The organism is Streptomyces decoyicus (assembly GCF_019880305.1).
GTDB lineage: Bacteria > Actinomycetota > Actinomycetes > Streptomycetales > Streptomycetaceae > Streptomyces > Streptomyces decoyicus.
The window spans coordinates 727,781-751,710 of sequence record NZ_CP082301.1 but is presented as its reverse complement, the minus strand read 5'-3'; the positions used below and the strand labels follow the sequence as shown (position 1 = coordinate 751,710).

17 protein-coding genes are annotated in these 23,930 nt (G+C 72.1%); 5 read left to right on the top strand and 12 right to left on the bottom strand.

Translation table 11 applies throughout. From position 1 onward, the window contains the following. Nucleotides 1–166: 166 nt before the first annotated feature. The 6 genes from K7C20_RS03090 to K7C20_RS03065 form a co-directional block, all read right to left on the bottom strand. A complete protein-coding gene (locus K7C20_RS03090; RefSeq protein WP_048828797.1) occupies nucleotides 167–1,831 on the bottom strand; it encodes an FAD-dependent oxidoreductase in 1,665 nt (554 codons plus the stop codon). A gap of 207 nt (nucleotides 1,832–2,038) precedes the next feature. Beyond that, nucleotides 2,039–3,067 carry a zinc-dependent alcohol dehydrogenase family protein gene (locus K7C20_RS03085; protein WP_053209041.1) on the bottom strand — a complete coding sequence of 343 codons (1,029 nt, stop codon included), beginning with the start codon at nucleotides 3,065–3,067 and terminating at the stop codon, nucleotides 2,039–2,041. 143 nt (nucleotides 3,068–3,210) lie between these two features. Beyond that, complete coding sequence (locus K7C20_RS03080; protein WP_053209040.1) at nucleotides 3,211–3,456, bottom strand: hypothetical protein; 246 nt, start codon at nucleotides 3,454–3,456, stop codon at nucleotides 3,211–3,213. 103 nt (nucleotides 3,457–3,559) lie between these two features. Further along, nucleotides 3,560–4,000 carry a hypothetical protein gene (locus K7C20_RS03075; protein ID WP_053209097.1) on the bottom strand — a complete coding sequence of 147 codons (441 nt, stop codon included), beginning with the start codon at nucleotides 3,998–4,000 and terminating at the stop codon, nucleotides 3,560–3,562. 177 nt (nucleotides 4,001–4,177) lie between these two features. Further along, nucleotides 4,178–5,125, bottom strand: a complete 948-nt coding sequence (locus K7C20_RS03070; RefSeq protein WP_245171068.1) for a hypothetical protein — start codon at nucleotides 5,123–5,125, stop codon at nucleotides 4,178–4,180. Nucleotides 5,126–5,328: 203 nt separating this feature from the next. Continuing rightward, nucleotides 5,329–6,792: an amino acid permease gene (locus K7C20_RS03065; RefSeq protein ID WP_053209096.1), complete on the bottom strand. Its 1,464-nt coding sequence runs from the start codon at nucleotides 6,790–6,792 to the stop codon at nucleotides 5,329–5,331. A 678-nt stretch (nucleotides 6,793–7,470) separates the two neighbouring features. Between K7C20_RS03065 and K7C20_RS03060 the strand changes: the two genes are divergently transcribed. After that, nucleotides 7,471–8,922, top strand: a complete 1,452-nt coding sequence (locus K7C20_RS03060) for an NAD-binding protein (RefSeq protein ID WP_246655288.1) — start codon at nucleotides 7,471–7,473, stop codon at nucleotides 8,920–8,922. Between the two features lie 46 nt (nucleotides 8,923–8,968). Here K7C20_RS03060 and K7C20_RS03055 read toward each other — a convergent pair whose 3' ends face one another. From K7C20_RS03055 to K7C20_RS03045, 3 genes are all read right to left on the bottom strand, one after another. Further along, nucleotides 8,969–11,446 carry a SpoIIE family protein phosphatase gene (locus K7C20_RS03055; RefSeq protein WP_030076630.1) on the bottom strand — a complete coding sequence of 826 codons (2,478 nt, stop codon included), beginning with the start codon at nucleotides 11,444–11,446 and terminating at the stop codon, nucleotides 8,969–8,971. 170 nt (nucleotides 11,447–11,616) lie between these two features. Then, a complete protein-coding gene (locus tag K7C20_RS03050) occupies nucleotides 11,617–13,248 on the bottom strand; it encodes a helix-turn-helix domain-containing protein (RefSeq protein WP_053209039.1) in 1,632 nt (543 codons plus the stop codon). Between the two features lie 333 nt (nucleotides 13,249–13,581). Continuing rightward, nucleotides 13,582–14,733: an acyltransferase family protein gene (locus tag K7C20_RS03045; protein WP_030076624.1), complete on the bottom strand. Its 1,152-nt coding sequence runs from the start codon at nucleotides 14,731–14,733 to the stop codon at nucleotides 13,582–13,584. A gap of 497 nt (nucleotides 14,734–15,230) precedes the next feature. Between K7C20_RS03045 and K7C20_RS03040 the strand changes: the two genes are divergently transcribed. From K7C20_RS03040 to K7C20_RS03025, 4 genes are all read left to right on the top strand, one after another. Then, nucleotides 15,231–16,064, top strand: a complete 834-nt coding sequence (locus tag K7C20_RS03040) for an undecaprenyl-diphosphate phosphatase (RefSeq protein WP_030076622.1) — start codon at nucleotides 15,231–15,233, stop codon at nucleotides 16,062–16,064. Between the two features lie 223 nt (nucleotides 16,065–16,287). Beyond that, a complete protein-coding gene (locus K7C20_RS03035) occupies nucleotides 16,288–17,499 on the top strand; it encodes a PP2C family protein-serine/threonine phosphatase (RefSeq protein WP_048828812.1) in 1,212 nt (403 codons plus the stop codon). Nucleotides 17,500–17,941: 442 nt separating this feature from the next. After that, the gene (locus K7C20_RS03030; protein ID WP_053209038.1) at nucleotides 17,942–19,288 is read left to right on the top strand and encodes a DUF5685 family protein; all 1,347 of its coding nucleotides are present in this window, start codon (nucleotides 17,942–17,944) and stop codon (nucleotides 19,286–19,288) included. Nucleotides 19,289–19,510: 222 nt separating this feature from the next. Further along, the gene (locus tag K7C20_RS03025) at nucleotides 19,511–20,413 is read left to right on the top strand and encodes a PhzF family phenazine biosynthesis protein (RefSeq protein ID WP_030076614.1); all 903 of its coding nucleotides are present in this window, start codon (nucleotides 19,511–19,513) and stop codon (nucleotides 20,411–20,413) included. 73 nt (nucleotides 20,414–20,486) lie between these two features. Here the strand turns inward: K7C20_RS03025 and K7C20_RS03020 are convergent, their stop codons facing one another. The 3 genes from K7C20_RS03020 to K7C20_RS03010 all read right to left on the bottom strand — a co-directional run bounded on the left by K7C20_RS03020 (nucleotide 20,487) and on the right by K7C20_RS03010 (nucleotide 23,912). Beyond that, a complete protein-coding gene (locus K7C20_RS03020; RefSeq protein WP_030076613.1) occupies nucleotides 20,487–21,311 on the bottom strand; it encodes a hypothetical protein in 825 nt (274 codons plus the stop codon). Beyond that, nucleotides 21,311–22,582 (bottom strand): VWA domain-containing protein, encoded by a 1,272-nt coding sequence (locus K7C20_RS03015; RefSeq protein WP_030076610.1) that lies wholly within the window; start codon nucleotides 22,580–22,582, stop codon nucleotides 21,311–21,313. Before K7C20_RS03015 ends, K7C20_RS03020 begins: the two co-directional genes overlap by 1 nt. 151 nt (nucleotides 22,583–22,733) lie before the next feature. Further along, nucleotides 22,734–23,912 (bottom strand): MalY/PatB family protein, encoded by a 1,179-nt coding sequence (locus K7C20_RS03010; RefSeq protein WP_030076609.1) that lies wholly within the window; start codon nucleotides 23,910–23,912, stop codon nucleotides 22,734–22,736. Between the last annotated feature and the right edge of the window lie 18 nt (nucleotides 23,913–23,930).

Here is a 23,930-nt window from a genome sequence, read left to right as displayed (position 1 = left end):
CCCGCCACCGCCTCACCGGATATGTCGTCATTCACGGCCTCCTCTCCATGGTGCGGCACGCAGGGAGGCGGGAGCGAGTCGGTGAGCGGATCACGGTGTGTGACCAGGGCAGACCTCCACGGCCGCGGCTCGGACGGATCGTCCCTGAGGGGCGGCGAGGTACGGATCAGCGGGTGACCGGCCGGATGGACTGGGCGTGCCGGAACACATTGCGCGGGTCCCAGTAGTCCTTGACCGCCTGGAGGCGTGCGTAGTTGTCGCCGTAGTACAGGCGGTGCGCGGGCTGGCCGGAGCGGTTCCACTCGGGGTCGTCGAGGTCGGTGTCGGGGTAGTTGATGTAGCACCCGTCGGTCACCGGCGCCGGCTGCTCCCCGGCCGGGGCGGTGGTCGGCGACAGCACCGGCACCCCGCCGGTGTCCTTGTAGACATCGCGGTAGAACTCGCGGATCCAGCGCAGGTGCGGTGCCGCGATCGAGGGATCGATGTCGGCGTCCTGGTAGTCGGCGACACCGTCGTCGTTGGAGTCCTTCTGCCAGCTCCAGTACGTCTGGTACTGGAGCTTCAGCACGGAGCTGCGTTGGTAGACCGCGGTCTCGGCACTGTCGGGGAGGTTGATCGCGGCGCCGTAGGAGTCGACCTGGAGCAGCGCCTGCGGGTTGCTGTAGTCCTTGCACGACAGATGGGTGAAGATGGCGTCGAGCTGCGGTTCGGTGAAACCGCGCGTCATATACGCCGACTTGTATTTGCCGCACTGGTTGTCGCCGGAGCCGTTGAGCGTCTGGGTGGCGGTGAGCCACGGCAGCCGGGTCGGCACATGCAGACCGCCCATGGGCGCATGCTCGCCCATGCGCCGGTCCAGCGGGGTGGGTTCGACGCCCAGATCCTGGGTGAGCCACTCCAGGAAGGCATCCAGCCGTTCCACACTGTCCGGCCTCGTGGCGTCGAGCTGGGTGATCAGCCCGATCTTGCCGTTGGCGCGTTGGTTCAGCTTCAGCAGGGTGAACATGTCGCTGTAGTCGCGTCGGAGGGACGCCGGGAGTTCCGGGGTGTTCTCGTACTCGAAGAACAGCCCGTAGTTCCGCACCAGCGACTTGAAGCGGTCCGGGTGGTCCTTGAGGTCCTCCCACGGCCAGGCCACGGCATGCAGCAGGACCTCGGACGGGGGCTTGGGCAGCCCCTTGAACCAATACCTGGTGACGATGCCGAAATTGCCGCCGCCCCCGCCGGTATGGGCCCACCACAGATCCCGCAGCTCCTGCTCGGGCGCGTCACGGCGCGCGATCACGACCTCGGCATGCTGTCCGTCGCGGACGACGACGACCTCCACCGCGTAGAGGTAGTCGACGGTGAGGCCGTGCTGACGGGACAGCAGGCCGTAGCCACCGCCGGCCACATGGCCGCCGGCGCCGACCGAGTAGCAGGAGCCGCCGGGCAGCGCCACGCCGAAGGGCGCGTAGAGGTGGGTGGCGACATGCCAGTTGTTCGCCCCGGACTCCACGCAGTACGCGCCCATCTGCTGGTCCAAGTAGGCCCGGTCCATCTGCGCGAGGTCGAGGATGACGCCCACGTCGTCGCCGCAGACGAAGTTCTCGTAGCAGTGGCCGCCCGACCGGACCGTGATCCGCCGATGGAGATCCTCGTCGGAACGGTGGCTCGCCAGATACTTGTTGAGCGCGGCGACGGCCTCGCGCGTCGAGCTGACCACTGACACATAGTCAGGTGTCGCGATGAACCGCTGGTTGAATCCTCTCCGGAGGGCCTCGTAGCGGGCATCCCCCTGGCCCACCTCGGTCCCGCATGCGGCTCCGGCCGCGATCTCGTGGACGGTCATCTGGTCTCCCCTTGTCGAACGGCAGCACAACGTAGTCAATTGACTACTATCCGTGACGAACGCAAGGGGTGCGAGTACCTGAAAGGAGTCAGCCGGTGCACCGGGATTGACTTCCGCATTTCCTGTACTTCCCGCACTGCCCGCGCTTTCCGTCCGTGGCGTGACGGCTCGACGGCCAGGACGACGCGACGGCCGCCGTCGCGCCGGTCAGCCCGGTGTCAGTACGGCTGCCCCCTCCACCCGGTCGGCGGCCAGGTCCGCGAGCGCCTGCGGCGCGCGGCTCAACGGGTAGGGGCTGACGGTGACCCGGATACCGATCCGCGCCGCGGTGGCCAGGAACTCACGGCCGTCCTGGCGGGTGTTGGCGGTCACGCTGCGCAGATTCCGCTCGCGGAAGAGATGGCGCTGATAGTGGAGCGGGGGGATGTCGGTGAGATGGATACCGGCAACGGCGAGTGTGCCCGAGCGGTCGAGGGCCTCGAGCGCCACCGGCACCAGATCGCCCACCGGCGCGAAGAGAATCGCCGAGTCCAGCGGTTCGGGAGGGCGGTCGTAGGCGCCGCCGGCCGACGATGCGCCCAGATCGAGGGCGAGTTGACGGGCACGCGCGGACCGGGTCAGCACATGCACGGTCGCGCCTTCGGCCAGTGCGACCTGCGCGGCCAGATGCGCCGAGGCGCCGAAGCCGTAGATCCCGAGCCTGCCGCCGGAAGGCAGTGCGCTGCGGCGCAGCGCGCGGTAGCCGATGATCCCGGCGCACAGCAGCGGCGCCAGCAGCGTGGCGTCCTGGGCGTCCGGGAGCGGGTAGGCATAGTCCGCGGGGACGAGGGCGGCACCGGCGAATCCGCCGTCGGCGTCCCAGCCGGTGTACAGGGACGCCGGGCAGAGGTTCTCGTGGCCCGCACGGCAATACCGGCAGCTGCCGCAGGTGCTGCGCAGCCAGGCCCCGCCGGCCCGGTCGCCGGTGCGGAACACCGTCACCGCCTCGCCGGTGGCGACCACGCGGCCGACGATCTCATGGCCCGGTACGGTCGACGGCCGGTGCGGGGGCAGATCGCCCTCCGCCAGATGCAGATCCGTACGGCACACCCCGCAGGCCTCCACCGCGAGCAGCAGGTCACCGGGGCCGGGCTCGGGAGCGGGACGGCGGACGGAGGCCAGCGGCCCGGAGTCGATCGGGCCAGGACGCCGGACGACCCAGCCGGACACCGGGTCCGGGCCTGCAACGGGGGCCATGTCCCCAGGATGGCGCCCACCGGAGAGACCGACAAACGGTGCGGCGGGGCCCGTCGGCGCCGCTCCGGAGGCCTCGCCATACGGGCGTGCCCCGGTCACGGTCGGGCCGCGGGTGGCCGGGCCGTGCGACAGGGCGGATCCGCCTACCTGAAGAGCGCGGCCAGCTTCCGGATCATCCTGGCGAACAGGCCCGGGCGGGCGGGGGGCGGGGTCGCGGCGGTGGCCGGCGGCGGCTCGGTCGGGGGCGGCTCGGTCGGCGGCGGGGGCGCCGGAATGGCCGGCCGCTGCGGGACGGCCTCGTCGGCGGGTGAGCGCGGGGGCTGCGGCCTGTTGCGTGCGAGCTCGGCGCGGACGAGCGCGCCAAGAGCGGCAAAGACGTCGAGGGGCATGCCGAATCTCCTGCGGTGGAAGTGCCGAGAGCTGATGACGGCAGGCCACGATCGCCCCACGGCCCCGTGGCGGGGTGGGGTGGGCGAAGGCGGCCGGGGCGGCTCAGCAGCGCAGGACGGCCACGCGTGGTGGCGATGCGGGGGCGGCGGTCGTGACGGCGGCCCCGGAAGACACGTCCTTGGACGCGGTGATGGTCTGCTCGACGGGGGAGTCCCCCAGAGCCTTGCCACCGGACCCGGTCGGGACCTGATGGCGCAGATGACAGGCCGACGCGTCGCACAGGCGACGGATGCCGCTGCCGGGGTGCTTTCCGCCGCCTCCGGTCGACGCCAGCACCGGCCCCGCGGAGAGACAGGGCGCCGCGGCCGGGCCCGGTTCGGCGGGAGCGTCGGCCCGGGGCGGGCAGCCGTGGGCATCGGGGGCCGGGCCATGGGGGGTGCTCGGGGTGAGTGCGGCGTGCAGCAGGGCCAGTAACGCGACGAACACCAGCACGCGCCAGCCGCCAGTTGCCGCGGCGCGGCCTGTGCTGACGGTGTTGCGCATGCGCATCTCCCAACCCTCTTCGAGGAGGAAATCCCCTGGAAGGTGTCGGGACACTCCCGATCCGCCGCAAGAGGCGACAAAACCACCCGTTACGGCTATCTCATCGCACACACGCTCCGGCCCTCGCACACACGCCCCAGGGGCGCGGCCCGTTCGCCGGTCGGCCCGCTCCGGCCGTCAGCGCCGCCGGGAAGTGGCACGCCCCGCGCCACCGTCGTCGTCACCGTTCGCATAACGGCCGTGGAAGTGCGAGAACCGCTCCAGCGGCTCGCCGTCCATGCCCCATGGCCAGGGGGTCGCCACGCCTCCGGTGGCGTGCAGTACGGTTCCGGCCTCGGCCGTCCGGCCGGCCTTGAGCAGGGCGTAGGCCAGCAGGTTGAGATCGGCCAGGGCCGCCGCGTGGTGGAGGAACCCCGGGCTCGGCCAGTAATGCGCGGCCTGGTCGAGGGCCCTGGCGGCGTCGGGGCGCCGCCAGATCTCGCCGGCGCCCAGGGCCGTCATCCCGCCCCCGGCGACCGCTCGCTGATGGCCGTGGACGAGCGCGGTGAGCTCCAGACCGGCGGCCGGGGCATCGGGCGGCATCAGGGAGCGGACACCGTCGAGCAGATCCAGCACCAGGGCGCTGGAGCCGCACTCGTCCGGCGACAGATAGCCCAGGGCCTGGAGGTGCGCCTCACGGTTCCACGGATCGCGGGCCTTGATCTCTCGCCAGATCGCTGCCAGCTCGGTGGAGGGGCTCCGCTCCAGGCGCAGCGTGGCCAGGTACAGGGTCCACGGCGTGGGGTCGGCGGGGAGCAGCTCGGCCGCCAGCCGGCAGGTCTCGCGGGTGGCGTGCAGATCGACGGCGGATTCCTGCTGCCGGGCCTGGATCAGGTCCGACCAGGCGTGCAGCAGCAAGGCTCCGTGGTCCTTGGGGCTGTGCTGCCGCCAGATACCGGGCAGCGACCGCCCGGCGGACCCGGCGAGCACCGCCAGGCGGTGGGCCTTGCGGTCCCAGTCCTGGCCGGCCTCGTCGATCACATCCGCCATCAGGGCCATGACGGCGGTGTCCAGGGAACCGCGGGACCAGCATGTCTCGACCCGTCGCCGGACCCGGCCCAGGGTGATGTCATCGAGCTCGGGCACCAGGCGGGGAAGGCTGCCTTTGCGGCGTCTGAAGACGGGCATGTTGTTCGGCGGCCTTCCGGTGGTGGGCTCGTGGGCGCAGGTGCGGAGCAGTGCGCGCTGGTCGGGCGGTCATGATGCCGGTGTGCCGTACGGCCAGCGGTGCAGGGCACACCGCCGACCGTACGGCACACCGTTCGGTAGCCGTTCGGCAGGTCCTCCGGTCAGCGGGAGGTGACGGCCGTCTTCTCGGCGGTGTTGCGGCCGAGCCGGTCGCGGACCAGGGAGATCGCGACCACCAGCACGGCGAGGAGCACCGACAGCAACACCTGGATGCGGCCGCCGCCCTCGCTGTCGTCGGTGAGCATGTAGACCAGCACGAACGAGATCATCGCGATCGTCGCCCAGGTCAGGTACGGGAACAGCCACATCCGGACGACCAGCTTGTCGGGGTTCTCGCGCAGGATGATCCCGCGCATCCGCAGCTGCGAGAAGCAGATGACCAGCCAGACGAAGAGCGCGACCGCGCCCGACGAGTTCAGCAGGAACTGGAAGACGGTGTCCGGCCACAGGTAGTTGAAGCCGACCGCGATGAAGCCGAAGAGGACCGAGGCGAGGATCGCGGCCTGCGGGACGCCGCGCGAGTTCGTCCGGGCGAAGGCCTTCGGAGCGTCACGGCGCTGGCCGAGGGAGAAGGCCATCCGGGAGGCGGTGTAGAGGCCGGAGTTCAGGCAGGAGAGCACGGCGGTCAGCACGATGACGTTCATGATCTGGCCGGCGTGCGGGATGCCGATGGAGTCGAGGGCCGCGACGTACGAGCCCTTCTTGGCTATCGAGGGGTCGTTCCACGGCAGCAGGGAGACGACGAGGAGGATCGAGCCGAGGTAGAAGATGCCGACTCGCCAGATGACGCTCTTGGTGGCCTTGGTGACCGCGCGCTGCGGGTCCTCGGACTCACCGGCGGCGAGGGTGACGATCTCGCTGCCCATGAAGGAGAAGACGACCATCAGCACGCCGGTGAGGATCGCGCTGGGCCCGTTCGGCAGGAAGCCGCCATGGGAGGTGAGGTTGGCGAAGCCGGTTGCCGCGTTGTCGGAGCCGGGCAGTACACCGAAGATCGCCAGACCGCCGAGGACGATGAAGGCCGCGATGGCGACGACCTTGATGCCCGCGAACCAGAACTCGAACTCGCCGAACGAGGCGACGGAGGCGAGGTTGGTGGCGGTCAGGACGACCATCACGATCAGCGCCCAGGCCCACTGCGGGACGGCCGGGACCCAGCCGGTGAGGATCGCCGCACCGGCGGTCGCCTCCACGGCGAGCACCACGACCCAGAAGAACCAGTACAGCCAGCCGATGGAGAAACCGGCCCAGCGGCCGAGCGCCCGGTCCGCGTAGGCGGAGAACGAACCGGAGGTCGGGTTGGCGGCCGCCATCTCACCGAGCATCCGCATCACGAAGACGACCAGCGCGCCCACCAGGGCGTACGACAGCAGGATGCCGGGGCCGGCCGCGGTGATACCGGAGGCGGAGCCCACGAAGAGACCGGCGCCGATGACCCCACCCACGGCGATCATGGACAGATGGCGGTTCTTGAGGCCCGACTGAAGCCCTGACTGCTCCGGAGCCTGCCCGTTCCCGGGCGGTGCGGGCGGAGCGGCCACGGGGCTGGGGGGAGGTGTAGTCATCTCGACATCCATTGAGGGTTGGAGGGGTCATGCATGTGGTGACTGCTGGGATCGCCTCGGTGGCCGGACGCACGTGGGGGCCGGGGCCGGCAGGCGGCGATCATGGCCCTGACGAGGTGCGAAGGCACGGCGAGCGGGCCGTTGCCTTCGGATGCCGTTGCGCGGGTGGGGGAGCGCTGATCGCGCCTCCGCGCTGTGGCCCGCCTCCTCGTGAGAGGTGAGCCGCATCACGTCCGGATTGGGATTTGCGTAAGCGTATGTGGCGGTGCGCGGTGGCGTATTTGTGAGAGAGGACAAATTCCCCTCCGAGAGCTGTTCGTCCGGCCAATGAAGATTGGCGGAAAAAGGGCTCGCGTTCCGAGGAAAGGAAGGTGGCGGAGGTCCGGTGGCTGCTATTCGAGCCCGTGCCGGCAGGCGTCCGGGCGGCTGCTGGTGCGGGCGGACAACGGCGTCGGCGAACCCTTGGTCACCGCGACAGATGCCTCAAGCCGTGTGCGCCCTAGCGTGAGTCCGGCCAGTTCACCGGCCGACGAGCAAGGGGACTCCATGGCCACCCTTCCCTCCGCCCGACAGACCCGTACCGCCCCGGGGCACGCTCCGCCGCCCACACCATCAGTGGCGGGCGACGGCACCGGGGCGGGGGAGGCAACACCAGGTGACGGAAGGGGTGACGCCGCGGTGGCGGATCCGCCGGAGCGTCCGGTGGACGAGGCCGAAGCAGCCGGGCTGAATCCGGCCACGGGCCCGGTACGCCAGGACGCCGGGATGGTCGTGATCGGGGCCACGACGCTGGCGCGCCGGGTCTGCGCCTCCCTGGGGGAGAGCGGGCATCCGGTCGACCACCTCGCCGCACCGGACGACCAGGACCTCCGGCGGGCCCTCGCCGCGCGGCCGGCCGGGGTGGCCGTCCTGGTGGGCGACGATCTGTCCGCGCTGCGCTATGCCCTTGCCGTACGGCATGTCTGCGACACCGTCCGGATCGTCGTCACCGTCTTCGACCGCACCGTGGCACAGCAGCTCCGGCTGCTGCTGGCCCACTGTGTGCCCGTCTCGCCCGCCGACCTCCTGGCGCCGACGCTGGCCGGCCTGTGTGTGGACCCCGACGCCCTGGCCGTATGGCACGACGGGCACGGCGCCGTGGCGGTCCGGCGGCCGGACCGCCGGCTGGAGGAGACGGCGTGGCGGGCGAGTACGGGCGCCCGGCGGCGCGCGCTGCTCGGACGGCTGCGGGGACAGTTGCAGCCGCATGACGCGGACGCCCGCCTGCTGCTCATCGGGCTGCTGGGCATCGTGGCCGTACTGGTGGCGGACTGGGTGTGGCTGGTCGGTGTGTTCCACGAGCCGGTCAGTACCGCCTTCCTGGAAGCCGCCCGGGTCGTCGCCGGGGTGGGGCCGGCCGTGCCGCACCCCGGCCACCCCGTGTACGAGGTGGTGTCCGCGGTCGCGATGCTGGTGACGGTGGGATTCACCGCGCTGCTGACCGCGGGCATCGTCGACCGGCTGTTCGGCCCCCGGCTGGTCGGCGTCCTGGGACCGCGGGTGCTGCCCCGGTCCGGTCACGTCATCGTGGTGGGGCTGGGGCAGGTGGGGCTGCGGCTGTGCCAGACGCTGCGTCAGCTGGGGGTCCCGGTCGTCGGCGTCGAGCGCGAGCCCGCCGCTCCGAATCTGCGCCTCGCCCGGTCGATGGGGATACCCGTGGTGCTGGCGCACGGTGAGGACCGGGCGGTGCTCGCGCGGCTCGGGCTGGGGCGGGCGCGGGCGCTCGCCGCCGTCGGCTCCCATGAACTGGACAACATCGCCGTCGCGGTCGCCGCCCACGGTGTGGCCCCGGACATCCGGGTGGTGCTGCGCGCCGGGGAGGACGAGGCGATCGCCGGGACCCGCTCGCTGCTTCCCCTCGGGCTGACCCGCGATATCACCAGGACCAGCGCGGCCTATGTGACCGCCCATCTGACGGCCTGCCCGTCCGGTGCGTCGCCTCGGCGCGTCGTGGCCGACACCGACTGCGACTATGTCGACCTGCCGGGACGCGGCCTCGTCGGCCGGCCCGTCGCGGCCGGGGACGACTGCGGCCATGTGCCCGGCGGGGGCGAGCGCGACAGCGTCCGGAGCGTGCTCGGGGCGGGCTGAGGCCGGTGCCCCGGAGGCGTCCGCCCGGTCCTCGTACGATCCGGGCTCAGTCCGCTCCGTCGGAGGGGCCGGTGTCGGACGGCATGCTCTGCTCGGTCCAGATGATCTTGCCGATCGGTGTGTAGCGGGTGCCCCACCGCCGGGTGAGCTGCGCGACGATGAACAGCCCGCGCCCGCCCTCGTCGGTGGTCCGGGCGTGGCGCAGCCGCGGCGAGGTGCTGCTGGCGTCGGAGACCTCGCAGATCAGGGCGTCCTGCCGGATCAGGCGCAGGGTGATCGGACCGGTGCCGTGGCGGATGGCGTTGGTGACCAGTTCGCTGACGATCAGCTCCGTGGTGAACAGCAGCTCGTCAAGGCCCCACTCCGACAGCTGCCGGCCGGCCAGGGCGCGGGCGCTGCCGACCACGGCCGGGTCGGTGGACAGGTCCCAGGAGGCGACCTGATGCGCGTCCAGGGCGTGCGTCCGGGCGAGGAGCAGCGCGGCGTCATCGGACGGCGGGCCGGTCATCAGAGCCTTGACCACATTCCCGCCGACCTCCTTGAGCGTCCGGCCGGGCACCGCGAGGGCGCCGCTCAGCCGGGACAGCCCGACACCGATGTCCCGGTCGCAGGTCTCGATCAGCCCGTTGGTGTAGAGCGCGATCAGACTGCCCTCGGCCAGTTCCAGTTCAACGGATTCAAAGGGCAGCGTCCCGAGGCCGAGCGGCGGTCCGGCAGGCACGTCGGGGCACTCCACCGCACCGCCGGGGCCGACGATCAGCGGTGGCAGATGACTGGCCCGCGCCATGCTGCACCGCCTGCTGACCGGGTCGTACACGGCGTACAGGCAGGTGGCCCCCATGAACGTCGAGGCCACGCTCGGATTCCCGGCGTCCGCCGGCGGATCGGTGCGGTGCGTCTTCACCAGGCCGATGACCAGGTCGTCCAGCCGGGCCAGCAGCTCATCGGGCGGCAGATCCAGGTTGGCCAGGGTGCGTACGGCGGTACGCAGCCGCCCCATGGTGGCCGCGGCGTTGATGCCGTGTCCGACCACGTCCCCGACGACCAGGGCGACCCGCGCCCCGGACAGCGGGATCACATCGAACCAGTCGCCGCCCACACCGCTGGGGGCATCCGCCGGGAAGTACCACGACGCCACCTCCAGCGCGGATCCGCCGGTCAGCTCGTGCGGCAGCAGGTTCTGCTGCATGACCCGGGCCGCGGTGTGCTCGCGGGTGAAGCGGCGCGCGTTGTCGACACACACCGCGGCCCGGGCGACGAGCTCTTCGGCGAGCTGGACGTCGTCCGCCACGAAGGGCCCCAGACGGCGGGAGCGGAAGAAGGTCGCCGCGCCCAGGGTGATGCCCCGGGCCTGTACCGGTGCCACCATCACCGAGCGGAATCCGAAGGCGCGGATCACGGCGGCGCGGACCGGGTCCTCGGTGACCCAGGAGCTGGTGGCGAAGTCCAGGACCGGCTCCACCAGGGACTCGCCCGTGAGCAGACAGCGGGCGATGGGCGACGACGGGGAACGCTGGACGGCTTCCCCGACGGCCAGGCCGGCCTCCGGGCAGCCCTCGTGGACCGACTGCTGACCGGAGCGGCGCATGGTGGGGGTGCTGTCGACCGGCCCGGGGACCGGCTCCGCACCCCTCAGGACCGAATCCAGCAGGTCGACGGCGACGAAGTCGGCGAGCGCCGGCACGGCGACATCGGCCAGCTCCTGGGCGGTGCGGGTGACGTCCAGCGTGCTGCCGATACGCACGCTGGCGTCGTTCAGCAGGGCCAGGCGCTCCTGGGCCCGCCAGCGTTCGGTGACGTCGATGACCATGTACCAGACGCCGATACGACGGCCCCGGGGGTCCTCCAGCACGAAGAAGGACGCCGAGTAGGCGCGCTCCTGGTGGGGGTCCGCGTAGGTGGGGCTGCGGAATTCGTAGTCCAGCACCGGATCCCCGCTCTTCAGGACCCGCTGCATCCGCTCCTCGAACGCCTCGGCCTCCAGCTTCGGCAGCACCTTCGTCACCCTCTTCCCCAGCCGCCGGTCGAGGGGGACCAGGCGCTCCAGTACGTCGTTCACCCAGACGTAGCGCAGACCGGTGTCCAGTACCGCCATGCCGACCGGCGCATGCGCCAGGAACGGTTCGAGCATCAGCTGGTTCACACCGCCGCCCGGCAGCCGCCACTCCTCCAGGGCGAGGACGGACCACCGTTCGTGGGCGGAGCCGTCGAGCAGGGGCGTGACCTGCACCGCCAGCTGGAGATCCCGGCCGTCGCGGTGGCGCGCCGCCACCGATCCGCCCCAGCCGTCCCCCGACCGGCACCACCGGGCCACGGCGGCCACCCGGGCCTCGTCGCCGGGCATCGCCAGCAGCTCCGCCGCGGGCCGGTGGAGGACCTCCTCGGCCGGATAGCCGAGCAGCCGCTCCGCCGCCCGGGTCCAGGCCACGACCAGCCCCTGTCCGTCCACTTCGGCCGTCGCGGACTGCGCCATGTCCCAAGCGCGGTCCGACCCGCCCGGCAGGGCATTCTCCGATGTCATCATCGCCAGCCCGTCAGCTCAATGGAGCAATATCGCCCAGTTTAGGAGAATCGTGGACCAACGGCGGTGCGTGCGGTCCGGGCCGCCGTTGGTCCACGGCGAGACGGCAGGGGGACGCCGTGCCCTCGGCCGATGAGGTCCGGCGGCCGCACCGTCGGGCGCCGCGCTCCGGCTCAGGGGGCGGGCGGCAGCCGCAGCTGGAGCATGGCCAGCAGCCGCTGATCCGGACGGCTGAGATCGAGACCGGTCAACTCCTCGGCCCGGCGGATCCGGTAGCGCAGCGTGTTGGGGTGCACATGCAGTTCTGCGGCGGCCGCCCGGACATCGCCGAACGAGTTCAGATAGGCGAGCACGGACTCGGCCAACTGCCCCTGGCTGCGGCTGTCGTGAGTGACCAGAGCGGTCAGCCGGGGGTCGCGCATCTCGGGGTGCGCGGAGAGCAGCGTCAGCACTTCGCTGACGAGCACCTCGGCCTGGATGTCCGGCAGCGCGGCGACCGTGGTGGTGACGCCGGCGCCCACCATGGCGTCGAGGATCCGGTCCGCCTCCCGGCGCGATTCGGGAACCTCTCCGAGCCCCGGCACGATGCAGCCGACGGACCCGCGCAACGACAGGCCCAGGTGCCGTCGGGCGGCCTCGGTGATCGCCTGCCCCCAGCCGCGCAGCGTGCCGGCGTCGATGCTGCGCGGCAGCTGCGGCAGCAGCACATAGATCCGCGAGTCGATCTGGGTGACCAGGGCGCTGCGGTGCCGGGCGGCGGTGTGCACCGAGATCAGGTTGCTGACCTCGGCGCGGGTCAGCTCCGGCAGGGTGGCCTCGGTGGCCCCGTACGAGAAGCCCAGGACGGCGGCCGGGCGGCCCGCGTCCAGGGCCAGATGGCCGGCCAGCGGCTGGGGTCCGGTGCTGCCTTCCAGCAGCCCGGCCGCGAGCGTACGGGTCAGTGTCAGGTCCGCGGAGAGCTCGCGGCGGCGGCGTACGAGGTGGAGCGCGGCGACCCGGGCCGCGCCCAGCAGCGCCTGGTCCGACTGCTCGGTCAGCGGCGCCGAGCCCTCCTGCACCCAGATGGTGCCCAGCTGCCGTTCGCCGGACCGGATGGCCACCGCGAGCCGGCGGCGGATGCCCAGCTCGGCGTGGGCCTCGATCCGGATCACCTCGTCGGAGGCGCGCAGCCGCTGGAACACGCCCCACTTCCGCAGCCGCGCCAGATAGGCCTCCGGGCCCTGCCAGCCCAGGATGGACAGCCGCCGCAGATCGTCGACCTCGTCGGAGTCGGCGGAGCGGGAGTAGGCCAGTACGCGGTTGGCGGTGTCCTCGATGCTGACGATGCCGCCGGTGAGGATCGCGGTGGTCTGGGCGAGCGAGAAGAGGTCGCCCTCCTCGGGCCCCTCGCCGGGGCGCCCCCGCGGCAGGCTCTCCAGCGCCGCGCGGGCCAGCGCGTCCACCTGCTCCCAGCGCGCCTCGCTCCGTACGGACAGCAGCGCGATGCCCGCCTCGGCAGCGGTCGCACTGAGCGCCTCGGCCTGTCCGGGAGTGTCCAGCTTGACCGCGACGGCGGCGGCTCCGTCGCGCCCGCCGGCCCGCAGCGCGGGGAATGCGGCGCGGCCGCGTGCCCCTATCGCGAGGACCAGCTCACCGGGGCGGGTGATCGGCGGATCCTCCGGGTCCAGCAGCGCGACGCTGCGGATCTCCACGTCCAGTCCGGCGGGCGCGGCCTGTAGCTCCACCAGGGGATCGCCCAGCGACAACAGCAGCTGGCGCAGGCTGATTCCGGTCGGGGGTGGCGGTGCCGCCGCAGCTGGATCCATGATCGGTGCCTCTGCCGGGTCCGGGTGGCCTGGGCTCATACGGCTGCTGGCCATCTCGCAGGCACTTCCGATCACGTCACGTCAAGCATTCGACCGGCCCAAGGTGAGCCACCACCGCGCGTATGAGCCATGCCCACAGTACTGATGCTATCCGGCAGGGCGATCGGGGCCGTGGTGGAAGCGGTGCCGCCGGAATATGTCTACACGTGGTGTAGACGGTGAGGCAGGGGTGCAGGCGTGGGGCTCCCGGTCTCCGAGCATGCCGATCCGGGCGGCGGCCGGAGTGCTGCCGCCGCCACGGCAACGGCCACGGTCACCCGAGCCCCGGTGTCGTCATGTCGCACGGCCTCGCGGCGCACCGGGGGAGGGTTCCTCTCTGAAGGCCCACTTCATCTTCGGCTCCATGGCGAAGCGCAGGGCACGTTGGACCGGTGGTGTGCACAGCAGCGTCACGATCGCCCCGGCGAGGAGCGTGATGGCGACGGCGCCCCAGGGGGTGTGGACCCAGTCGGCGTCGTACCAGTCCCACCAGCGGGAGGCCTTGGCGAGGAAGGCGTGCAGCAGATAGCCGTAGAGTGTGCCGGCGCCGAGTACGGTGCACCACGTCCGGCGGCCCGGCACCCAGGCCAGGAAACAGGCCGTGAGGACCAGCGAGCAGCCGAACATGGCCAGTTGCATCAGCACCCCGCACCACCACGGAACCCCCAGCTTCTGAGCGCTGTCGGTGTGGTAGAACCATGCGTCGTTCATGCGCGGCTCGGCCCAGTACGCGAAGGCCAGCGCGGCCGCGAGGACGGGCACCGCGGCAATGCGCGCCGCCCAGCAGCGCACGAGGTTGAAGTGCTCCGCCTTCAGGCACATGCCGAGGACGAAGAACGGCAGGAATTGCAGGACCCGTTGCATGTCCAGGTCGCTGCTGATCTCCGGGGACACGGAGGCCGCCAGGGCGATCGCGAGGGCCAGGGGCACCGGCCACCGTACGATCCGCCACAGCGGTGCGGTGAGCCGCCAGATGAACAGGGCGGCCAGGAACCAGGTGACGAACCACGGGTCCAGCAGGTCGACCGTGAAGCTCGGTATGTCGCCGGCCCAGTACCGGAACAGCGCATAGGCCGTCTGGAAGAGGATGAACGGGACGGCGACTCCGGTGACCAGCCGCTGTAGCCGGTCGCGGCGCATATCGAAACTGCGGGAGAAATAGCCGGATATGACGATGAATGCCGGCATATGGAACGCGTAGACGAAGATGTAGAGCGCGGCCGCACTGCGGCTGCCCGCGTAGAGCGGCTCCCAGGCGTGGCCCAGTGCCACCAGCACGATCGCCAGGTATTTGGCGTTGTCGAAGAACGCGTCGCGGGGTTTTACCGGGGCCGGCGGCCCCGGCTTGGCCACGGCGGCGGGGGAGCGCGCGGCGACGGCGGGCCGTTCGGCGGAGGGTGGCCGGGCGATGTCCTGCGGGGAGGCGGAGCGGAGAAGAGGTGTCACGACACGGCCTCCCAGTGGTCGGTGGGCCGCCGGGACCTTCTCCCTGTGGTGGTGGGGGCAACAACCGTGACGGTCATGGCAAGCGGCATCCTGGCTCTCCTTATGTGGATGGGGTGCGGGACGGGTGAAGGACCCTACAAGGCGTGGGGTTGACGACATGGCCCGGTGTCCAGGTGTCCGCCCCCTGTTCGTCTATACGTCGCCGGTCACGGGCACCGTTCAGCCGTGTTCATCCGTACCGAATCCCGGTGGCCCTCCGCCACCCGGGCCCGCGGCAGTTGCCGTCTCCCCGGCCCGTCTCCCCGGCCCGGCTCGCCGGGCCGAGCGCCCCGCGACGGCCGCCCACCGACCGGCCGGGCCGGTACCGCGGCGGCCCGCGAGGCCCTTCCGGCCGGCCGGCGCACCCCCAGTACAGTCGCTCACCGACCTGTGTGCCGAGGCATACGCACCGCGGCGCACCCGCGCCGCACGCCACACCGTCCGCAGAAATGGAAATTATGAGCGCGATCAGCATCGGCCAAGCCGTCGTCCTCGGAGCCGTCGAGGGGGTGACGGAGTTCCTTCCGGTGTCCTCCACCGGCCACCTCAAGATTGCCGAAGGCCTGATGGGGATCCCCGTCGACGACAGAACCGTGGTCGGCTTCTCGGCCGTCATCCAGGTCGGCGCGATCGCCGCGGCGCTCGTCTACTTCCTCAAGGACATCGTGCGCATCGTCGGCGCGTGGTTCCGTGGACTGCGCAATCGCGAGGAGCGCTACCACCACGACTACAAGTTCGCCTGGTGGGTGATCTACGCCACCATCCCGATCGTCGTCGTCGGCCTGGCCGCCAAGCCCCTGATCGAAGGCCCCCTCGCCTCCCTCTGGGTGGTGGCCGGTTCGCTGATCATCGGCAGCGGCGTGATGTGGGCGGCCGACCGGATGGGCCGCCACAAGCGCGGTGAGGACGACACCTCGCTCAAGGACGCCATGTGGGTCGGCTGCTCCCAGATCCTCGCCCTCCTCTTCCCCGGCTTCTCCCGCTCCGGCGCGACGATGTCCACCGCCCTGATCCTGGACCTGGAGCGCGTCGCGGCCACCCGCCTCTCCTTCTTCCTCGGCATCCCGGCCCTCACCGGAGCCGGTATCTACGAGCTGAAGGACGCCGTCGGCAGCGGCGCCGCCGTCGCGCCGCTGGCCATCGGCACCGTCGTCTCCTTCGCCGTCGCCTACGCCTCGATCTCCTGGCTGCTGAAGTTCGTGGCCAAGCACTCCTTCAACTCCTTTGTGATCTACCGGATCCTCGTCGGCGCACTCCTCTTCGGCCTGCTGGGCACGGGCGTACTCAGCTGACCCCCGCGGGAGGGGTCCGACGGGCCGTGGCCTCCGCCGCACGGAGGACCGGCGCCCCGGCCGCGGCGGGCCGTGAGGCTGCCGGGGGCCGGGGCGGCGGATCATGGCCGGGGCCGCACCGGAAGCGGGCCGCAGCGCCCTGGAGGTGACCTTGTCGAACCGGGATGGCTCGGATGCGGATCCGGAAGCCGATCATGCACGCCTACTGGCCCGTCTGCGCACGATGGAGGAAGCCGCCGAGCAGATCGGCACCACTTCGGACGAGCAGACCACGTGCGCCGAACTGTCCCGCTTCATGTGCCGGCACCTGTGTGACGCCGCCGCGGTGGACCTGCTCACCGAGGGCAGCGGGACCCGTCCCCCCTCCCCGGCGGCGCTGCGACGGGTGGCGACGGCGGGCCTGGTCAAGGTGCTGGAAGCACGGTTCCCTGACGAGGGTGCGGGCGGGCCGGAGGGCGGGGCCGCCGCCCTGCGGGCGCTGGACGAGGGGCTCCCCGTCGCCTCGGCGGCCACCTTGCCGGGCGGCCGCTCCGCCGGGGCACTGTCGGTGCCGCTCGTCGCGCACGACCGCCACTACGGTGTGCTGCTGGCCCTGCGCGCGGGCGGCAGTTTCACCGCGCACGAGACCGCCACCGCGCAGTACCTGGCACGTCTCGCCGCCGTCCAGCTCGCCCAGGCCCGCCGCTATGCCGCTGTACAGGGCACGGCGATGGACCTGCAACGGGCGCTCCTCGCGGAGCCCGGCCGGCCGCACCCCAACCTCGAACTCGCCACCCGCTATCTGCCCTCCGGCGGCCACGCCCTGGTCGGCGGCGACTGGTTCGAGACGGTGCGGCTCCACTACGGGCGCACCCTGCTGGTCATGGGCGACGTCATGGGACACGGGCTCGAGGCGGCGGTCGACATGAACGCCTACCGCTCCCACCTCCGCTATATCGCCTCCACCGATCTGCCGCCGCACCGTGTGCTGCGCCAACTCGACGCCGCCGTGGCCGGGGACGAGTCCCGGCGTCCGGCGGCCTGTCTGCTGGCCCGGGTCGATCCGGCGCGCGGGATCGCCGCCTTCGCCAGCGCGGGCCACCTCCCTCCGGCGGTCTTCAGCCGTGAGGGCGTCGCCGGCCTCGTCGATGTCCCCGTCGGCCCGCCCCTGGGCACCGGGGCCGGGGGCTACGAACTCGTCTCCCGCACCCTCACCCCCGCCGACACTCTGCTGATGTTCACCGACGGTCTCGTCGAGCGGCGCGGCGAAGACATCGACGCCTCGCTGGCCCGGCTGGCCGGGGTGCGGATGCCTGCCGGGGCGGGCGTGACGGAGGTGCTCGACGAGGTTCTGCTCCGCCTCGACGGCCTGCACGCCGAGGACGATGTCGCCGTCCTCGCCGCGCGTCTGCGCCACCATCCGGGGGCGGGGCCGGCCGAGCCCGGTGCGGTCTGACGCGTCGGCGCACCGTACTCCCACGAATCCGGAAACCGGCTGAATGATCCCGGGGCGCGGTCCGTACATAGGGGTGTGCCGCGGGATTTTCCCCGATTCCCGGCCTGGCCCGGCCTTCCTGTGGACCTGGGCCCGCGATCGCTCCGCCGGTGCTTCCCCTGGCCCCGGCGGAGCGGCCGCCTCACTACCGTGAGGGCTAGGTGTACGGACCCACGCCACCGGGACGCGGCCGAAGAGCGCCCCGGGGCGGGTGGCGGGCCGCCGCGGGCACGGCCCCGGCCGACGGCCCTCCGGCACCGTTGAGGTGACGGCACGTCAGTCGCTTCGGGATCGCACAAGGGGTGTGTGTCCAGGTCAGCGGCGCGATCGGTACGATTTCCTGCCGCTGCCGGCGAGCGCCGGCTCGGGCCGGTCCACGCCGACGTCTTACGGGGGTTTCCACATGTTCGGGATCGTCAGGCCATGCACGCATCGCCTGTCACAAGGACTCAAAGCGGAGTGGATGGCCCATCTGTGCGGTCTCTGTCTCGCGCTGCGCGGCGATCACGGGCAGTTCGCCCGCGTCGTCACGAACTATGACGGGTTGATCATCTCCGTGCTGACGGATGCTCAGTCCGGTCCCGCGGAGGCCCGCCGCCGCACCGCGGGGCCCTGCCCGCTGCGGGGTATGCGCACCGCCTCGGTGGCAAAGGGGGAGGGCGCCCGCCTCGCGGCATCGGTCTCCCTCGTACTCGCCTCGGCGAAGATACGCGACCATGTCGCCGACGGGAACGGAGCGCTGCGCCGCCGTCCCGTGGCCGCCGCCGCGCGCAAGGTCGCCGCGGGATGGGGCCGGGCCGGGGCGCGCACCGGCGCCACCGTCGGCTTCGACACCGCCGTACTCGTCGACGCGGTCGACCGGCAGCTGGGCATCGAGGAGTTGGCCGGGCCCGGCACACCGCTGACGGTCATCACCGAACCGACCGAGACGGCGACCGCCGCGGCCTTCGCCCACACCGCGGTGCTGGCGGGCCGCCCCGGTAACGCCGCACCGCTCGCCGAGGCCGGGCGGCTCTTCGGACGGCTGGCCCATCTTCTCGACGCCGTGGAGGACCGTGCGGCGGACGCCGCCGAGGGCGCCTGGAACCCGCTCGCCGCCACAGGTGCCACCCCCGCGCAGGCCCGCCGGCTGTGCGACGACGCACTGCACGGCATCCGCCTCGCGCTGCGCGATGTGGAGTTCGCCGACTCCACCCTGGTGCATGTGCTGCTGGTGCACGAACTGCGCCGGTCGGTGGACCGTGCCTTCGGTACGGCCGCCTGCTCCCACCAGGGGCACGGAGCGCAGGGCCCGTACGACGGCCAGGGCGGGAACCCGTACGGGAACGGATACGGGCAGCCTCCCCAGCCCGGCCAGGTACCCGCCGGTGGCCCGTACGCCCAAGGCGGGCAGTATCTGAACGGGCCCCAGAATCCGTACAACGGCGGTCCGATGGGCCCCGGCGGTCCGGGCGGCGGTCATGGTGGCGGTCATGGCGGCCATGGTGGTGGCTCCGGTGGTGATGACGGCGGGATGCCGCAGTTCCCGCACCAGCCGAAGAAGCCCCGTGGCTTCTTCGCCGGCTGCGCGGTCGCCATCGGGCTGTGCTGCACCTGCCAACTCTGCTGCGCGGAGGAGTACGAGGGCCCGTGGTCGCGCAAGAAGCGCGAAGGGTGCTGCCGGGACTGCGATTGCTGCGACTGCTGCGACAGCTGCAGCTGTTGTGATGGTTGCGACTGCTGTGACGGTTGTAGCTGCTGTGACTGCTGACCGCTGACGGTTCCTGCCGCCCGCTGACGGTTTCCTGCCGCCCCGTTCCCCGGTTCCCACCGCGCCCCGGTTGCGTGGTTTCCCGGGGCACGGGCGGCTGACCACGGCGCCGTCCCGTCGGGGAGCAGCGCCAAGGGAGCAGCGCCAAGGGAGCAGGGCCCGGGGAGCAGGGCAGCACGTAGCCTGGGCCGCGGACCGACCTCGCCGAGAGGAGCTCGACCCATGGCCGACAGCATCCCGTTCGCCTTGGTGGATGTCTTCACCGAGCAGCCGCTGGAAGGCAATCCGCTGGCTCTCGTTCCCGACGCCGATGCGCTGCCCGAAGGGCTGCTGCCCCGCATCGCCCGCGAGTTCCACCAGGCGGAGACGACGTTTCTGCTGCGGCCTGCGCAGCCCGGCGCCACCTGGCGGCTGCGCTCCTTCACCGCGGCGGGCATCGAGGTGTCCGGAGCCGGCCACAATGCCCTCGGTGCCTGGTGGTGGCTGGCGTCCACGGGCCGGCTCGGCCCCCACGGCGGCGCGGGGCGTTGGCACCAGCAGCTGGGTTCCGCGGTGCTGCCGGTCGAGATCACCGCGGACGGGAACGGCCGTATCGAGGTCACCCTGGAGCAGCGGGCGGCCGAATACGGGGCTGAGTTGACCGACCTGGCCGCCCTTGCCGAGGCACTCGGGGTCGACGGCGACGGACTGGGGGCGGCAGACGGACTTCCCGTCGCGCAGGTCGTCTCCACGGGCGCCGCCCATCTGATGGTCGGGCTCCGAAGCCGTGGCGTCGTCGAGGCCGCGCGTCCGGATGCCGCCCGGCTGCGGGCGCTGCTGCCCGAGGTCGGCGGCCAGGGTGTGTACCTGTACGCCCTCGACCCGGCCGAGCCCGACGCCGGGGTGCATGCCCGCTTCGTCAACCCGGTCGCCGGTATCACCGAGGACCCGGCCACCGGGAGCGCCGCCGGTCCGCTCGCCTGCCTCCTGCGCCGGCACGGCCGGGCAGGTGACCAACTGGCCGTCGTGCAGGGGCATGCGCTCGGCCGGCCCTCCCGCATCCGGGTCACCGTCACCGGCGACACCCCGCGCATCACCGGCCGCGCCACCCTGGCCGCGACCGGTGAACTCAACCTGCCGGGATGAGAGTTGTTGAGGACAGAGACAGCGGTCCCCGGGGTGGAGCGGCCACGGCCCGTGCCATGGCCGCCCCGGCAGTTCAGACGCCCGGTGGCACCTGTGGCGGGCGGCCGGAGCCCCGGGTGAAGCGGTAGCCGGCGAGGCCGGCCAGGGCCGCGAGCAGCCCGCCCGCAGCGGTCCAGAGCCAGCGGTCGGACCACCCGCCGGAGGACCAGCCGCCGTCCGGCTCGCCCAGGGCCGCAGGCTCCCCGGGGGCGGTGCTCTCCTGGGCCTGCGGTGTCGCGGTGGAGGCGCCGGGCACCAGGGGCGCGGCGAGTGTGCCGTCCACCGCGTGGGCGCCGCCGGTGTCGGCCGTGGTGGCGTCGACCTCGGCGTGTACCGGCAGGCCGAGGTCCTCCTTGGGCAGATCGACGACCGTCAGGCGGACGTAGTAGCTGCCCGGCAGCGGATCGTTCGACCACGGTTCCGCCCAGGCGCGGACCGTGCGCAGGGTGCAGGACAGCTCGACGGATCCCGCTTCCTGGACCGCGGTCCTGGTCCGGGCGCCGTACATGCAGGCCTGATGGCGGCGCAGCCCGTCGTAGACGTCGAGCTGCCAGGTCGCCGCACCGTGCCGGGCACTCTGTGGGAGCGTCACCTTGGCCTTGACGGTGGCGCGCTGTCCCGCGTCCACGGGCAGCACCCAGTAGAGGTAGTCGCCGGTGGACGCGTCGGCCGTGGCCCGCTGATCCGGCTTGATGGCGGTCGCCGTGCGGAAGGAGGTACCCGCCTCGGTCGGAGCGGCGGTCTCCTCCGCGCCGGCGCTCGGCCCGGGGGACGGGCTGTCGGCGACGGCAGTTCCCGCCAGGCCGAGGAGACCGGCGCCGGCCAGCACCACGGTCATCAGTGTGCGTAGGGTGCGCATCAGTTGGTCCTCCAGACGGTGACGCGCCAACGGGATATCCAGCCCCACAGCAGACCGGCGACGAGCCCGCTGAGCACCAGTGAGCCCAGCAGCCACCAGCCGTGTCCGAGGCCGAAGAAGGCCGCGTCGGAGGCGTCGTCGGGCCCGTCCACCAGGTCGACGGTCAGCTCGACGGGCAGGCCCGGGTCGGTCTTGACCGAGGCGGGTGCCGAGAAGGAGTTGCTGACCTGGAGGCAGACGGTCTCCGCCGCCGGTTTGTCGTCGTCCCCGGAGGCGACTGGCGCCTTCGGGTAGCGCAGCCCGGAGGAGATCACATCCGTACGGCCGTCGCCGGCCTCCGACCCGCGGACGATCTCCCGGCCGTGCACGGTCGAGGCCCGCAGCAGCACGCCGTAGTCGTTGTTCACGGCACGGTCCGCGGCGAGGCTCACCGAAGCACGCAGTTCCTGGCCGGGCCGGACGTTCACCCGGTACCAGCGGTGCTCGGCGAACTTCTCCCGGTCGCTGTAGAGACCGGCCTTGAGCTCGGGGGCGTCGGCGCACTGCTGCGCGCCCTCGGTCGCCACCGGAGGGGCCACGGGATGGGCGGCGCGGTCCACCAACTGGTGTACTCGGTCCCGGAGTTGCTTGGTGTGCTGTACCGAGGTGTAGGTTCCGCCGGTCGCCTCGGCGATACAGCTCAGCTGGTTGCGGGTCTTGGCGTCCGGCAGCAGCCCGAGGGTGTCGACGGTGAGATGGATCCCCTTGGCGGCGATGTCACGCGCCACCTGGCAGGGATCGAGCGGGGCGCAGGTGTCCTCGCCGTCCGTGATGAGGACGATCCGGCGGGTCGCGTCGCCGCCCTTGAGGTCGTCGGCCGCGCCCAGCAGGGCCGGTCCGATGGGCGTCCAGCCGGTGGGGGCGAGCGTGGCCACCGCGGTCTTCGCCTCGGTCCGGTTCAGCGGACCGACCGGGTAGAGCTGCCGGGTGTCCTTGCAGCCGACCTTCCGGTCCTCGCCGCGGTAGTTGGCGCCGAGGGTACGTATGCCGAGCTGGACCTCGTCCGGTACCGCGTCCAGTACCTCGTTGAACGCCTGCTTCGCCGCGGCCATCCGGCTCTGCCCGTCGATGTCACGCGCCCGCATCGAGCCGCTGACATCGAGCGTCAACTCGACCTTGGGGGAAGACTTCGCATCCGGTTCACCGGCCGCGGCAGGTGTGGGGGCCGACGCGACGGTCATCGCGGCCAGCAGGCCGCACAGCCCGGCCGCCAGCCGTTTTCTTGTGATCATCGCCGGATCGTATGGAGAAACTCCCCGCAATCCAAAAACGGCCCTCTCAACTGCGGTGTGGAGGAGGGCCGGTGGCGGGGTGGCCGGCTGCCCGGTCCGGTGGTTCCTTCCCTCGGGGGACGGAAGCCGCGAGCCCGGCCGGGCGCCCCGGTCACGTCAGCGCGACGGCCATGCGCCGTACGGCCTCGGTGAGCAGCTCGGGCGAGGTCGCCAGGTTGAGCCGGACGTGACCGGCGCCGCCGGTGCCGAAGCTGGTACCGGGGCTGAGGGCGACTCTGCCGCGTTCGAGAAAGGCCGCGGCGGGGTCGTCACCGAGACCGAGCGGGCGGCAGTCGAGCCAGGCGAGATACGTCCCGGCGGCGGGGCGGTAGCGGACCTCGGGGAGTCGCTCGGCCAGCAGGCCGGCGAGCAGCCGGCGGTTGTCGTCGACGCCGGCGCGCACCGCGTCGAGCCAGTCACCGCCGTCCCGCAGGGCGGCGGTGTGGGCGATGATGCCGAGGTGACTGGGGCCGTGGCTGACCTCCTCCGGGATGCGGGCCAGCTCGTCGGCCGCGGCGGGCCCGGCGACGGCGAGCGCCGCCTTGAGACCGGCCAGGTTCCACGCCTTGGAGGCCGACATCAGCGACAGACCGCTCTCCGCCCCGGGCACGCTCAAGTAGGGCACGAAACCGGCGTCCAGGGCCACCACGGGAGCGTGGATCTCGTCGGCGACGACCCGTACGCCATATCTGTCCGCGAGCGCCGCGACCGCGGACAGTTCCTCGGCGTCGTGCACGGTGCCGGTGGGGTTGTGCGGGCTGCACAGCAGGTAAGCGGCCCGGCCCCCGTCCGCGACCGCGTGCCGGAACGCCCGCTCCAGCGAGGCGAAATCGATCCGCCCCGCCGCTCCCAGCGGCGCTTCCACCACGCGCCGGTCCATATGCGTCACGAACTGGTAGAACGGCGGATAGACGGGGCAGTTGACGACCACCGCGTCTCCCGGGCCGGTCAGCAGCTTGAGCACCTCGACGATACCCAGCATCACATCGGGCACGATCGCCGTGCGCTCCACGGCGAGCCCGTCCCAGTCCCATCGCGCCCGTGCGAAGTCGGCCAGCGCCCGCGCGTACGCCGTCCCGGCCGGATAGCCCGTGTCGCCGAGCGCCACCGCAGCCGTGATGGCCTCGGCGACCGGTACGGCGAGCGGCACGTCCATCTCCGCCACCCACAGCGGCAGCACATCGTCCGGGTAGGTACGCCACTTCATGCTCGTACGCAGCCGCAGGTCGTCCAGGGAGAGCCGGCGCAGCGGGTTGGTGTCGTCGGGGGTGGCACGCGGCACGGGGTCCATGAAGCCAAAATAGGCACG

Coding starts and splice junctions, on each gene's coding strand:
- K7C20_RS03020 (WP_030076613.1), bottom strand. CDS start 21,311: ATGCGCACCCTACGCACACTGATGACCGTGGTGCTGGCCGGCGCCGGT.
- K7C20_RS03025 (WP_030076614.1), top strand. CDS start 19,511: ATGGCCGACAGCATCCCGTTCGCCTTGGTGGATGTCTTCACCGAGCAG.
- K7C20_RS03085 (WP_053209041.1), bottom strand. CDS start 3,067: ATGGCCCCCGTTGCAGGCCCGGACCCGGTGTCCGGCTGGGTCGTCCGG.
- K7C20_RS03055 (WP_030076630.1), bottom strand. CDS start 11,446: ATGATGACATCGGAGAATGCCCTGCCGGGCGGGTCGGACCGCGCTTGG.
- K7C20_RS03050 (WP_053209039.1), bottom strand. CDS start 13,248: ATGGATCCAGCTGCGGCGGCACCGCCACCCCCGACCGGAATCAGCCTG.
- K7C20_RS03065 (WP_053209096.1), bottom strand. CDS start 6,792: ATGACTACACCTCCCCCCAGCCCCGTGGCCGCTCCGCCCGCACCGCCC.
- K7C20_RS03030 (WP_053209038.1), top strand. CDS start 17,942: ATGTTCGGGATCGTCAGGCCATGCACGCATCGCCTGTCACAAGGACTC.
- K7C20_RS03075 (WP_053209097.1), bottom strand. CDS start 4,000: ATGCGCAACACCGTCAGCACAGGCCGCGCCGCGGCAACTGGCGGCTGG.
- K7C20_RS03015 (WP_030076610.1), bottom strand. CDS start 22,582: ATGATCACAAGAAAACGGCTGGCGGCCGGGCTGTGCGGCCTGCTGGCC.
- K7C20_RS03040 (WP_030076622.1), top strand. CDS start 15,231: ATGAGCGCGATCAGCATCGGCCAAGCCGTCGTCCTCGGAGCCGTCGAG.
- K7C20_RS03010 (WP_030076609.1), bottom strand. CDS start 23,912: ATGGACCCCGTGCCGCGTGCCACCCCCGACGACACCAACCCGCTGCGC.
- K7C20_RS03080 (WP_053209040.1), bottom strand. CDS start 3,456: ATGCCCCTCGACGTCTTTGCCGCTCTTGGCGCGCTCGTCCGCGCCGAG.
- K7C20_RS03090 (WP_048828797.1), bottom strand. CDS start 1,831: ATGACCGTCCACGAGATCGCGGCCGGAGCCGCATGCGGGACCGAGGTG.
- K7C20_RS03035 (WP_048828812.1), top strand. CDS start 16,288: ATGGAGGAAGCCGCCGAGCAGATCGGCACCACTTCGGACGAGCAGACC.